13 protein-coding genes and 1 tRNA gene are annotated in these 12,175 nt (G+C 68.7%); 9 read left to right on the forward strand and 5 right to left on the reverse strand.

Annotated elements, in window-relative coordinates; genetic code table 11:
- Positions 1-6 precede the first annotated feature (6 nt).
- The 5 genes from EPO51_RS05860 to phaC all read right to left on the reverse strand — a co-directional run bounded on the left by EPO51_RS05860 (position 7) and on the right by phaC (position 4,003).
- Complete coding sequence (locus EPO51_RS05860; protein ID WP_293347165.1) at positions 7-840, reverse strand: GIN domain-containing protein; 834 nt, start codon at positions 838-840, stop codon at positions 7-9.
- Positions 841-849: 9 nt separating this feature from the next.
- Positions 850-1,416, reverse strand: coding sequence for a DUF1700 domain-containing protein (locus EPO51_RS05865; RefSeq protein ID WP_293347168.1), 567 nt, complete (start codon positions 1,414-1,416; stop codon positions 850-852).
- Positions 1,413-1,739, reverse strand: a complete 327-nt coding sequence (locus EPO51_RS05870; protein WP_293347171.1) for a PadR family transcriptional regulator — start codon at positions 1,737-1,739, stop codon at positions 1,413-1,415. Before EPO51_RS05870 ends, EPO51_RS05865 begins: the two co-directional genes overlap by 4 nt.
- 117 nt (positions 1,740-1,856) lie before the next feature.
- Positions 1,857-2,261, reverse strand: coding sequence for a lysozyme inhibitor LprI family protein (locus EPO51_RS05875; RefSeq protein ID WP_293347174.1), 405 nt, complete (start codon positions 2,259-2,261; stop codon positions 1,857-1,859).
- A gap of 2 nt (positions 2,262-2,263) precedes the next feature.
- A complete protein-coding gene (gene phaC, locus EPO51_RS05880; RefSeq protein ID WP_293347713.1) occupies positions 2,264-4,003 on the reverse strand; it encodes a class I poly(R)-hydroxyalkanoic acid synthase in 1,740 nt (579 codons plus the stop codon).
- Between the two features lie 337 nt (positions 4,004-4,340).
- Between phaC and EPO51_RS05885 the strand changes: the two genes are divergently transcribed.
- From EPO51_RS05885 to EPO51_RS05925, 9 genes are all read left to right on the forward strand, one after another.
- The gene (locus tag EPO51_RS05885) at positions 4,341-4,736 is read left to right on the forward strand and encodes a hypothetical protein (RefSeq protein WP_293347177.1); all 396 of its coding nucleotides are present in this window, start codon (positions 4,341-4,343) and stop codon (positions 4,734-4,736) included.
- A gap of 141 nt (positions 4,737-4,877) precedes the next feature.
- Positions 4,878-6,098, forward strand: coding sequence for an LL-diaminopimelate aminotransferase (locus EPO51_RS05890; RefSeq protein ID WP_293347180.1), 1,221 nt, complete (start codon positions 4,878-4,880; stop codon positions 6,096-6,098).
- Positions 6,095-7,387, forward strand: coding sequence for a homoserine dehydrogenase (locus EPO51_RS05895; RefSeq protein WP_293347183.1), 1,293 nt, complete (start codon positions 6,095-6,097; stop codon positions 7,385-7,387). Before EPO51_RS05890 ends, EPO51_RS05895 begins: the two co-directional genes overlap by 4 nt.
- Positions 7,388-7,433: 46 nt before the next feature.
- Positions 7,434-8,387, forward strand: a complete 954-nt coding sequence (glpX, locus tag EPO51_RS05900; protein ID WP_293347186.1) for a class II fructose-bisphosphatase — start codon at positions 7,434-7,436, stop codon at positions 8,385-8,387.
- Between the two features lie 105 nt (positions 8,388-8,492).
- Entirely contained in the window at positions 8,493-10,289 is a 1,797-nt protein-coding gene (gene recJ, locus EPO51_RS05905; protein ID WP_293347189.1) for a single-stranded-DNA-specific exonuclease RecJ, read from the forward strand.
- A gap of 63 nt (positions 10,290-10,352) precedes the next feature.
- Positions 10,353-10,427: transfer RNA gene (locus tag EPO51_RS05910), tRNA-Glu, on the forward strand.
- Positions 10,428-10,634: 207 nt separating this feature from the next.
- Positions 10,635-11,213 carry a cold-shock protein gene (locus tag EPO51_RS05915; RefSeq protein ID WP_293347192.1) on the forward strand — a complete coding sequence of 193 codons (579 nt, stop codon included), beginning with the start codon at positions 10,635-10,637 and terminating at the stop codon, positions 11,211-11,213.
- Positions 11,214-11,239: 26 nt separating this feature from the next.
- Positions 11,240-11,749: a DUF192 domain-containing protein gene (locus EPO51_RS05920; protein WP_293347195.1), complete on the forward strand. Its 510-nt coding sequence runs from the start codon at positions 11,240-11,242 to the stop codon at positions 11,747-11,749.
- Positions 11,742-12,164 carry a PaaI family thioesterase gene (locus tag EPO51_RS05925; RefSeq protein ID WP_293347198.1) on the forward strand — a complete coding sequence of 141 codons (423 nt, stop codon included), beginning with the start codon at positions 11,742-11,744 and terminating at the stop codon, positions 12,162-12,164. The genes EPO51_RS05920 and EPO51_RS05925 overlap by 8 nt, the downstream gene beginning before the upstream one ends.
- Positions 12,165-12,175 lie beyond the last annotated feature (11 nt).

Below are 12,175 nucleotides of genomic sequence, written 5' to 3' on the forward strand. Positions count from 1 at the left end.
ACAGCCTTAGGGCTTGGGGGCCTTTGGGCTGGGAGACGGTGAAGCCGAGGGGGAGGGCGACGGACCGGTCGATGGCCCGTCCTGGCGCACCTTTCCCGAACCGCTGACATCGGTTTCGAGCTTGGCCGGGTTGGTCAGGAGCCGCACGTCGCCCGAGCCCGAGATGTCCAGCCTGGCCCAATCGGTGGGTGCGATCACCGCATCAGCGGCGCCCGAGACGTCTACGTTCGCGCCCTTGGCCTTCAGGGAGCCCAGGTCGACGTCGCCGCTCCCGGAGATGTCGAGCTCGATCAGGTCCGTCTCGCCGGTCGCCGTGGCCTCGGCGTCGCCCGACAGGTCCAGCTTCAGCCGGGCCTGGCGGTAGTTCTCGATCGTCAGGGTGTTGTTCCCCGACAGATCGAAGCTGGTGACATTCGGCGCCTGGACCACGATGCTGAGCTTCGGGCGCCAGTGCGCGCGCCGATGGTCGTAGCGGATGCTGTCGCCGCGGACGATCACCTCGTCCACGGCGCGCCGTGGACCGGTGACCGTGACCGTGGCCGGCCCGGCGGCCTGGACGTAGCGGACGTCGGCGGCCAGATCGAGATCCAGCTTGTCGGCGCCGCTCCAGGCGAGGGTGCGCGTGGCCTGTGGGCCGGAGTCGCTGGACCAGCGGGCCCCGCGGCCGTGATGGTCGTGGTCGTCCCAGTCCCAATCCCAGTCGCCGCTCCAGTCCTTGCCGGCGACGACCCAGCCGCCGCGGGCGACGGCTTCGGGGCCGCCGATGGCGAAGGCCGCGGCGAGGGTTCCCACCGAGAGCACGAAGCCCGCGATGGCGATCATGAAGAGTACGCGGATCATCGTGGCCTCCTAGGCTTGCGGTTCGAGGGCCGGCTTCAGCAGCCGGTAGTGGAGCCGCCCGTACCAGACGAGGGCGTTCATCAGTCCGATGGAGACGATGGTCAGCAGCGCGCCGCCCGAGGCCGATCCGGCCATGATGCCGATGCCGCTGAGGACCGCCGTGATCGGGCCGCCCGGCGGGTCGGTGAAGGGGCCCGCGGCGAAGACGAAGGCGCCGGCGAAGAAGCAGACGATGACCGCCACGGCCAGGCCGATGATGGCGCCGGCGACGCCCATCAGGATCGGCAGCAGGATCAGGATGTCGATGGCGCCCAGGCCAAGGACCGCGAACACCGCGGCGGCGGCGGAGGAGGGGCTGCGCTCCTCGCGCCAGCGGGTCATCGTGCTCTCGGCGCGGATCTCCCGGGCCAGCCGGTCCGGATCGCCGAGCGCAGCGGCCACCTCGGCCTCGCTGCGGCCGGCGGCCTCGCCGTCGGTGAAGTGCGCCTCATAGTCGGCTACGATATCGGCCACGGATTGCGGGGGCAGGCCGCGCAGGCCTTCCCGCAGCCGGGCCAGGAAAGCCTGGCGTGTCATTGCGCCCCTCCAAGGATGCTCTCGACGGCGCCGGAAAACGACTTCCAGGCCGCCTGCTGCGAGGTGAAGTTCTTCTTTCCGGCTTCGCTGAGCCGGTAATATTTGCGCGGCGGGCCGGCGCTGCTCTCGACCAGATAGGTCTCGACCAGACCGTCGGCCTGAAGCCGGCGCATCAGGGGATAGATCGTCCCTTCGCCCATGCCGATGGCGTCGGCCAGCTGGGCGGCGATCTCGTAGGCGTAACTGTCATGCTTCGAAAGCAGGGCCAGAACGCAAAGTTCGAGCGCCCCTTTCTTCAACTGGATTTCGATGGCTTCGGGCACTGGGTTCGCCCCTCCTTGCTGACCCAAGAGGTACGGCAAGGTATTGGGCGGTGCAAGGTAGCTTGCATTAAACCTTAGTAAGGCGGCGCTTCGCACGGCCGGGCCGGCGTCGACTGTTCAGTCCACGTGGCCGCCGCAGCCCATGTCGCCTTCGGCGCAGTTGAGCTCAGCCTGAAGGGTGCGCGTCCGATCGTCCGTCACAGCTTCGAGACAGAGGGAAACGGCCGCGGGATGGAACGACCCGCCGCGCGAACCGGCGCGCGCGGCGCAGTCCAGGTCGCGGAACGCGATCCAGGCGCGCTGGGCCTGCCGCAGGCGTTCCCGACCGCCGGCCGAGGCCTGGGCCACGAGCTTGCGGTAGGCTGCGTTCAGTTCCCGGTCGGCGATCTTGAACCGGGCGTCCGCCTGCTGGTTCATCTCCAGTTGGGTGGGGCCGTCCAGTTCGGGCCGCGGTTGGCCGAAAGCGGGCGGCCCGATGAGGATCGCGGCCGCCGCGCAGGCGGCGAGGGCGCCGCGCCGCATCGTCAGCTCTTCACCTTCACATACTCGCCCGGCGCGTCGCCCAGCGGGTTCAGCGGCCCCTTGGCAGGGTCGCGCGCCGGGACCTTCTTGCCGGACTTGGCCTGCAGCCAGGCCACCCAATGCGGCCACCAGGACCCCGCCGCCTCGACGGCGCCGGCCTGCCACTCCTCGAGCGTGGCGGGCAGCTTGTCGTTGGTCCAGTGCTGGTACTTGTTGGCGGCGGGGGCGTTGATCACCCCGGCGATATGGCCGGACCCCGCCATGGTGAAGGTCGTCGGCCCGCCGAACAGCCGGGCGCCCTTGAACACCGAGCGGGCGGGGGCGATGTGGTCCTCCTTCGAGGACTGCACGTAGATCGGGACCTTCACCTTGCCCAGGTCGATCTTCACGCCATCAAGCGTCAAGTCTCCCTTGGCCATGGCGTTCTCGCCATAGAACCGGCGCAGGTAGAAGGTGTGCAGCGTCTTCGGCATCCGCGTCTGGTCGGAGTTCCAGAACAGCAGGTCGAAGGGCTTCGGCTCCTTGCCCATCAGGTAGTTGTTCACGAAGAACGACCAGATCAGGTCGTTGCCGCGCAGCGCATTGAAGGTGTCGGCCATGGTCTGGCCGGACAGCACCCCGCCGCCTTCGTCCATCTTGGCCTCGAGGTCCTTCAGCCAGTCCTCGTTGGTGAACAGCAGCAGGTCGCCGGCCTCGGAAAAGTCCTGCTGGGCGGCGAAGAAGGTCGCCGAACCGATGGACGTGTCGCCCTTGGCCGCCATGTGGGCCAGCGTCGCCGAGAGCAAGGTGCCGCCGATGCAGTAGCCGACGGTGTTCACATGGTCGACGCCGGCCTGGGTCTTGGCCGCTGCGACGCCCTCGTAGATGCCCTGGCGCATGTAGTCTTCGAAGGTCTTGGTCGCCAGCGTGGCGTCGGGGTTCACCCAGGAGGCCACGAACACCGTGATCCCCTGGCTGGCCAGCCAGCGGATCATCGAGTTCTCGGGGCGCAAATCCAGGATGTAGAACTTGTTGATCCACGGCGGGAAGATCACCAACGGGATCTCGAAGACCTGTTCCGTGGTTGGGGAAAACTGCAGCAGCTCGATGATTTCGTTCCGGAAAACGACCTTGCCCGGAGCCGTGGCGACGTTCTCGCCGATCTTGAACATCTCGTAGTCGGTCTGGGCGATCGAGAGCTGCCCGCCGCCGCGCTGGAGGTCGGACTGGAAGTTCTCCATGCCCTTGACCAGGCTGGCGCCGCCCGTGGCCATCACCTCCCTCAGCGCCGTCGGGTTTGAGGCCAGGAAGTTCGACGGCGAGAACGCGTCGGTGAGCATCTTCATGAAGAACTCGACCCGGCGCTTCTCCAGCGGGTCGACGCCGTCCACGTCGGCCACCAGGCCGTTCAGGAAATTGGCCGTCAGCAGATAGGACTGCTTGATGACGTCGAAGACGGGGTTCTCCGACCAGTCGGGATCGTTGAACCGCTTGTCGCCCTTGGCCGGCGCGACGACGGGGTCGGGAACCTCGCCGCTGGCGCGCCGGGCGGTGGCCTGCCAGAGATCCAGGTAGCGGGAGAACAGGTCGGCTTGGGCCCGCATCATCCGGTCGGGCTGGGCGGCCAGCCGGCTCATCACCTGGTTCAGGGCAGGGGCCACGTGGAAGGGGTCGGGCGATAGCGCCGCCGGCCGGTCCGCCTGGCGCAGGGCCATCTCGGCGATCGCGCCCTGGGCGGTGATGGCCGCGCGCGCCAGGTTCATCGACAGCTGCTCGATCTGCGCACGCTGCTCGGCGCTGAAGGCGCCGGGGTCGAAGCCCGACGTCGCCGTGGCCGGCGCAGGTTGCACAGGGGGCGGTTCGGCCTTGAACGTCTTGGCCTCGGCCGCCGGCGCCTTGTCCGCCTTCTTGCCGGCCTTCTTGGAGCCCGCCTTCTTCGGCCCCTTGCCGGGGGTCGAGGTCTGCTCGCTCATCCTGTCGTTCTCCCGAGCGCCGCGATCTGACGTCGCGCTCTTTCGTCATTGTCGATCATCGCATAAGACCTTGGCGCAAATGAATGCGTCGCGCCCGCTTTTTCCGACTATCCCTGGCGCCGCCACGGTGCTCGCCGTCGCGGTGGGTTCCGTGCTGCTCAGCGGCTGCGTCGGCAATCCGTTCGCCGATTCGAAGATCGATCCGGCCTCGCCGGTGGCCGCGGACGTGGCCCGCCTGACGCGCCAGGACGGCAAGTTTCCCACCTTCGCCAGCATTCCCAAGGCGCCGACCGACATCCGCCCCCTGGCCCAGTATGGCCGCGATGCGCGCTCAGTCCTGGCGGAAGGCGCCGCGTTGGAGCAGGCCACCGCGCCGGGCACCTGGACGCTCCAGGGCACCGACGACTTCGCCGAGAAGGCCCGTCGCGACGCCGGCCCGCAGATCGAACCCCCGAAGCCCGGCGACGCCGAAGCCTTCGCCCGCTCGCTCCGCGAGCGAGCTACACCGCCTCCGCGGCGCTGAGTCCCTCAAGGGGCTGAAGGCCGCGAGAGGCATAAAAATCCCCGCACCGGCTTGGCGGACTCCCGCCCGGAGTCTATCGAAGCCTCGACGTCAGCTCGCAGATCGGCCGCATGGGCGAAGCGCGGCGAAAGAGCTCTACCTATGACACCCGAATTCCACCGCATCCGACGCCTCCCTCCCTACGTCTTCGAGGAGGTCAACCGCATCAAGGCGCGCCTGCGCAGCCAGGGTACGGACATCATCGACTTCGGCATGGGCAATCCCGACATGCCGACGCCCAAGCATATCGTCGACAAGCTGGTCGAGACGGCCCGCGACCCGAAGGCCGGCCGCTATTCGGCCTCCAAGGGCATCGGCGGCCTGCGCAAGGCCATGGCCGGCTACTACGGCCGCCGCTTCGGCGTGAAGCTGGATCCGGACCGCGAGGTGATCGCCACCCTCGGATCGAAGGAGGGCTTCGCCAACCTGGCCCAGGCCCTGACCGCGCCGGGCGACGTGATCATTTGCCCGAACCCGGCCTATCCGATCCATGCCTACGGCTTCATCATGGCGGGTGGCGTGATCCGCCACGTGCCGGCGGGCAGTCCCGAGGAGTATCTGGCCGGCATCAGCCGCGCTGTGAAGCACTCGGCGCCCCCGCCCAGCGTGCTGATCGTCAGCTATCCGTCGAACCCGACGGCCCAGTGGGTGGACCTCGATTTCTACAAGGAGATCGTGACCCTGGCGAAGAAGCACGACCTGCTGGTGCTGTCCGACATCGCCTATTCCGAGATCTACTTCGACAATAACCCGCCGCCCTCGCTGCTGCAGGTGGAGGGGGCGAAGGACATCGCCGTCGAGGTCAATTCGCTGTCCAAGACCTTCGCCATGGCCGGCTGGCGCGTGGGCATGGTGGTGGGCAACGAACGGATGTGCGCCGCGCTCGCCCGGGTGAAGTCCTACCTGGACTACGGGGCCTACACGCCGATCCAGGTGGCCGCCGCCGCCGCGCTCAACGGGCCGACCGACTGCATCGACGAGATCCGGGCCATCTACAAGTCGCGCCGCGACACTCTGGTGGACGCAATGAAGCGCGCGGGGTGGGACATTCCCGCGCCGCCGGCCTCGATGTTCGCCTGGGCGAAGCTGCCGGCGCAGTACGAAGCCGCCGGCTCCATGCTGTTCTCCAAGTTGCTGATCGAGGAGGCGGGCGTCGCCGTGGCCCCCGGCATCGCGTTCGGTGAGTACGGCGAGGGTTACGTTCGCATCGGCCTCGTGGAGAACGAGCACCGCATCCGCCAGGCCGCGCGCAGCGTGAAGAAGTTCCTGGCCAACTCCGACGAAATTCTGGGGCGGGCGCACAACGCCCTGGCTGCGCAATGAGCGATCGAAAAACCTGGCGCGTCGGCGTCGCGGGTCTGGGCACCGTCGGCGCGGGCCTGCTGACCTTCCTCTCGGAGCATCCGGACTTCGCGCCGGCCGGGGGCAGGGTGGTCGTCACCGGGGTTTCCGCCCGCTCGCGCTCGCGCCCGCGCCCCTTCGACATCTCGGGCCTGCCCTGGTTCGACGATCCCGTGGCGCTGGCCAACTCGCCGGACGTGGACCTGTTCGTGGAACTGATCGGCGGCTCGGATGGTCCCGCCAAGGCCGCGGTCGAGGCGGCGCTGGCCGCCGGCAAGCCGGTGGTCACCGCCAACAAGGCGTTGATCGCCGAGCATGGCGCGGAACTGGCCGCCCTGGCTGAGTCCAAGGGCGCGCCGCTGCTGTTCGAGGCGGCGGTCATGGGCGGCGTCCCGGCCGTGAAAATGGTCCGCGAAGCCCTGGTCGGCGATGAGATCAAGTCGATCGCCGGCATCCTCAACGGCACCTGCAACTACATCCTGACGGAGATGGAGGCGACGGGCCGCTCGTTCGCCGAGGTCCTGGGCGAGGCCCAGCGGCTGGGCTACGCCGAGGCCGATCCCACCATGGACGTCGGCGGCTTCGACGCCGCGCACAAGATCTCGATCCTGGCCGCCCTGGCCTTCGGCTGCGCGCCGAACTTCGCGGCCGCCGAGATCGAAGGCATCGAGCAGGTCGACCTGCTGGACATCCGCATGGCCAAGGATCTGGGCTACCGGATCAAGCTGGTGGCGTCGGCGGAACGGTCTGCGGAGGGCGTGCTGGTGCGGGTCCACCCGTCGCTGGCGCCTCTGAACCATCCGCTGGCCCAGGCCGGCGGGGCGTTGAACGCCCTGTTCATCGAGGGCGCCCGGATCGGCCGCATCTTCGTCCAGGGACCGGGGGCGGGGGCGGGGCCCACCGCCGCCGCCGTGGCCGCCGACATCGCCGACGTGATGACCGCAGCGGTGCGCCCGGTGTTCCAGGCGCCGGCCGTGTCGCTGAAGCCGTTCGATCCGATCGATCCCTCGAAGATGATGGGCCGCGCCTATCTGCGTTTCCTGGTGAAGGACGAGCCGGGCGTGATCGCGGCAGTGTCCGAGACCCTGGCCGAAGCGGGCGTCTCCATCGAGAGCTTCCTGCAGAAGCCGACCGAAGGGGCGCAGGGCGTGCCGATCGTCCTGACGACGCATGCGGTCGCCGAATCTGTCCTGACGGCGGCAGTTGAGAGAATCGCAGGGCTTCCAGCGGTATTGGACCGTCCTCACCTGTTGCGGATTGCTCGCATCTAGGGTCAAACGCGGCTCCGAGAAAGAAGCGCTAAGGTTGGAAACGAAGATGAGCTCTGAAGTTCTGGATCGCGGACTGGTTCTGGACGCGGTCCGGGTGACCGAGATCGCCGCGATCGCCGCCTGGAAGCTGGTGGGCCGCGGTGACGAGAAGGCCGCCGACCAAGCCGCCGTGGACGCCATGCGCACGGCGCTCAATGACCTCGATATCGACGGCGAGATCGTCATCGGCGAGGGCGAGCGCGACGAGGCTCCGATGCTCTACATCGGCGAGAAGGTCGGCAAGGGCAAAGGCGCCAAGATCGATATCGCCCTGGATCCGCTGGAAGGCACGACCCTGACGGCCAAGGCCATGGCCAACGCCTGCGCCGTGATGGCCTGGGCGCCCAAGGGCACGATGCTGAACGCGCCCGACACCTACATGGACAAGATCGCGTGTGGGCCGGGCTATCCGGCCGGCGTCATCGACCTGGACAAGAGCCCGGCCGAGAACGTGCAGGCGCTGGCCAAGGCCAAGGGCGTCGAGCCCAGCGAGATCACGGTCTGCATCCTGGACCGTCCCCGCCACGCCGAGATCATTGCGTCGGCCCGTTCGGTCGGGGCGCGGGTGCATCTGATCACTGACGGCGACGTTGCCGGCGTGATCAACACCACGGATCCGGAGACCGGCATCGACCTTTACGTCGGCTCCGGCGGCGCGCCCGAGGGTGTGCTGGCCTGCGCGGCGCTGAAGTGCGTCGGCGGCCAGTTCCAGGGCCGGCTGGTGTTCCGCAACGCCGACGAACGCGCCCGCGCGGCGCGCGTGGGCATCACCGACCTCGACAAGAAGTACGACCTGCACGAGATGGTCCGAGCCGATGCGATCTTCGCGGCCACGGGGGTGACCAAGGGCGCGCTGCTGGACGGCGTCACCTTCTCCGGCGGCTTCGTCCACACCCACACCCTGGTTATGAACTCCGCGACCCGCACGGTCCGCGACGTGCGGATGAAGCGCCCAGTCTGAGGCGTGTTGCGTCCGATCCTGTCGCAGCGGCGGCCTAAGGCGATAGGTCCTGGCGACTCGTGGGCCGCGGGCCGATAGTCCCGCCGATGCAGGGTGGACGAGCGAATGGCTGACGGGAGCGCGAACGTGGGGTTCCTGGGGGTCACGCGGTCGCTCAGCGGCCGGCTCTGGCGGCAGCGCGCCGCCGACGCCGACGTCACGCGCCGCCACCAGCTGAGTCACGGCCTGTCCGAGCTGTTGGCCCGCGCCCTGGCCTCACGTGGAATCAGCGCCGAGGCGGGGGCGGACTTCCTCAGTCCGACGCTCAAGGCTCTGTTCCCGGATCCATCCTCGTTCGCCGACATGGACCGGGCCGCGGAGATACTGGTCGACGCCCTGGAGGCGAAGCGCCGCGTCGTGGTGTTCGCCGACTACGACGTCGACGGCGCCTCGTCCGCGGCGCTTATCGTTCGCTGGTTCCGGGCCATGGGCCTGGAACTGTCGATCTATGTTCCGGACCGCATCGTCGAGGGCTACGGCCCGTCGCCGGCCGCGTTTCGCCACCTGAAGGCCGATGGCGCGGAACTGGTGATCACGGTCGACTGCGGCGCGGCCGCGCACGACGCCCTGGCCTGCGCCGCCGAGATCGACCTGCCGGTCGTGGTGATCGATCATCACCTGATGCGGCCGGGCGAGATCCCTGCGGTGGCCGCGCTGGTGAACCCGAATCGGCCGGACTGCAGCTCGGGGCAGGGGCACCTGGCCGCTGCCGGCGTCAGCTTCGTCCTGCTGGCCGCCTTGAACCGCGAGGCGCGGAAGCGCGGCCTGTTCAACGGCGCGGAGCCCGACATCAGGGCCTGGCTGGACCTGGCCGCCATGGGCGCCGTCTGCGACGTCACCCAACTCACGGGATTCAACCGCGCCCTGACCGCCCAGGGGCTGAAGGTGATGTCCGCCTGGGCCAATCCCGGCCTCAAGGCGCTGATGGACGTGGCCAAGGGGCAGGGGCCGGCCTCGGTCTTCCACGTGGGCTTCCTGCTGGGCCCGCGGATCAACGCCGGCGGGCGTATCGGCCGATCCGACCTGGGCGCACGCCTGCTGTCGACCGACGATCCCGAGGAAGCCGCGGCCCTGGCCGCCGAACTCGACGGCCTCAACGCCTCTCGCAAGGAGGTTGAGGCGGCGGTCCAGGAGGCGGCGGTCCGGCATATCGAGCGCGAGAGCAACCAGGCCGATGCGCCGTGCCTGGTGGTGGCCGAGGACGGCTGGCACCCCGGCGTCATCGGCATCGTCGCCGGCCGCCTGCGCGAGCGCTACCGCAAGCCGGTCATCGTCATCGGGATCGACCGGGCGGCGGACGTGGGCAAGGGCTCGGGCCGCTCCCAGCCGGGCGTGAACCTGGGGCGCGCCGTCCAGGCGGCCTACGAGGAGGGCCTGCTGCTGGCCGGCGGCGGCCACGCCATGGCCGCGGGCCTGTCGGTGCGGCCCGACACCATCCCCGAGCTGCGCGCGTTCCTGTGCGAGCGCATGGGGGCGGAAGCGAAGCTCGCCGCGGCCGAGGACGGGCTGGAGATCGACGCCCTCGTCACCACGCGCGGAGCCGACCGTGCGCTCTGGACCGACTTCCAGCGGCTGGCCCCCTTTGGTCCCGGCAATCCGGAACCGACCTTCGCGGCGGCCGACGTTCGGGTGGAGCGGCCGATGGCCCTGCGCGGCGGCCACGTGCGTTGCACCCTGACCGATGGGTCCGGCGGACGGCTGAAAGCGGTGGCCTGGCGGGTCGAGGACACCGAGACAGGTCGACGTCTCATGCAGGAAGGCGGAGCCATCCACGTGGCGGGCAAGCTGAAACCCGACGACTGGCAGGGTCGCCAAGGGGTCGAACTGGAGATCGAGGATGTGGCCGATCCGCGTCGCGCATAAGGGTGATTTCGGCCGCTTGCGCTCCTAAACCAAGGCCGCTATAGAGCGCGCCTCGCGCCACGCGGTCCCTTCGTCTATCGGTTAGGACGCCAGGTTTTCAACCTGGAGAGAGGGGTTCGACTCCCCTAGGGACTGCCACGCGAGCTCCCCCCGACCCTCACCGCATCTTGGATATCGGCCCCGGCGCAGCGCCTATGCCTGCCCTTGATGCGCGGCCCAGGTGTTCCGCGTTTTGGGAGCCAGAATTCGCCGACTCGAATCACCATTGACGCCATATGTGTTACAAGAACAGTGTTATAGTCGGCTCCGATCCATGTGTCGGGAGGGTAGCGGGCCGAGGGGCAAATGGCTGGTTACGAATTCGAGCATGTTGATGCGCCGCCGCCGGTGCGTATCTCAGGTCGCGTGAAGTGGTTCGATGCGGGCAAGGGCTACGGCTTCATTGTGCCCGACGATCCAAGTCTGACGGACCTCAAGGACGTGCTGCTGCACGTCACCAGCCTCAGGACCTCAGGCCGGGAAAGCTGCCTCGAAGGCTCGATGATCACCTGCGACGTCGTCCGCCGGCCGAAGGGCTGGCAGGTCGCCGAGGTCGTACTTGTGGATGAGAGCTCAGCCACACCGCCCGAGCGCCGCCCCGACGAACTGCGGCGTCCCGAGGGCTTCGCGGCCCGGGCGCCGCGGCGAACCGCCCTGCAAGCCACCGGTCCGCTGGAAGAAGCCAAGGTGAAATGGTTCAACCGCGCCAAAGGCTATGGCTTCGTGGTGCGCGACCACGAGCCCGGCGACATCTTCGTCCACATCGAGACGCTGCGGCGTTCGGGCATGGAGGATCTCCAGCCCGGGGAGTGCGTGATGGTGCGCTTCGCCGAGGGCCCCAAGGGGCTTGTCGTGGCCGAGATCGAGGCGTCTAACCTCTCCTGACGAGACGCGCTTCGGAGCTTACTTTCGTGCTGCATGAGTTGACCGCCCGGCGCGCCGCCGTCGCGCTGGCCTTGGCGATGACGGCTGTCGCGCCGGCCATGGCCCAGATCCCGCGCCAGGACCCCAAGACCTGCAAGGGCCAGGCCGAGATTAAGCCGCTGGAGCCGTTGCAGGTGCGCACGGACAAGGGTGTGTCGAGCTTCCAGGTCGAGATCGCCGACAGCGAGATGGAGCGGGAATACGGCCTGATGTGCCGGCGCTCGCTCAGCGCCGATCGCGGCATGCTGTTCCTGTTCCCGAAGGCCACGCCGCAGATGTTCTGGATGCGCAACACGCTCATCCCACTGGACATCGTCTACATCGGCGCCGACGGCCGGGTGGTGTCGATCAGCCGCAACGTCCAGCCGCTGGACGAGAGCGGCGCGCCGTCGGCGGGGCCGGCCAAGTTCGTACTGGAGCTGGCCGCGGGCCGCGCCGCCCAGATCGGCCTCCTGCCCGGCGACCGGGTGCTGCACCGGGCCATGCCGCGTGGCTGACGATATCCCCGAGCCGCCCGCCGGCTTCGTCCGTTCCCAGGGCCGCGGGCAGTTCTCGACCCACAACGGGCCCTATTTCCACCGGGTGACCGATGGCGACACGGTCGAACAGGCCTTCTACGCCCTGCCTCGCCACACCAATGGCATCGGCCTGGTCCATGGCGGCATGCTGTCGGCGTTCACCGACGGCCTGCTGGCCATGGCCGTGGGACGGGGAACGCAGAAGGTGGCGGTGACCATCCACCTCTCCATCGATTTCCTGCACATGGCCCGGCAGGGCGACTGGATCATCGGCGAGGCGCGAATGAGCCGCGCCACCAAGGACGTGGCCTTCGCCGACGGTCGCCTCTATGCCCGCGGCGTGGAGATCGTCCGGGCCTCCGGGGTCTTCAAGGTGATGAGTCGGCACGGTTAGGTTTGCCGAAA

Source organism: Phenylobacterium sp., from assembly GCF_004297125.1.
GTDB lineage: Bacteria > Pseudomonadota > Alphaproteobacteria > Caulobacterales > Caulobacteraceae > Phenylobacterium.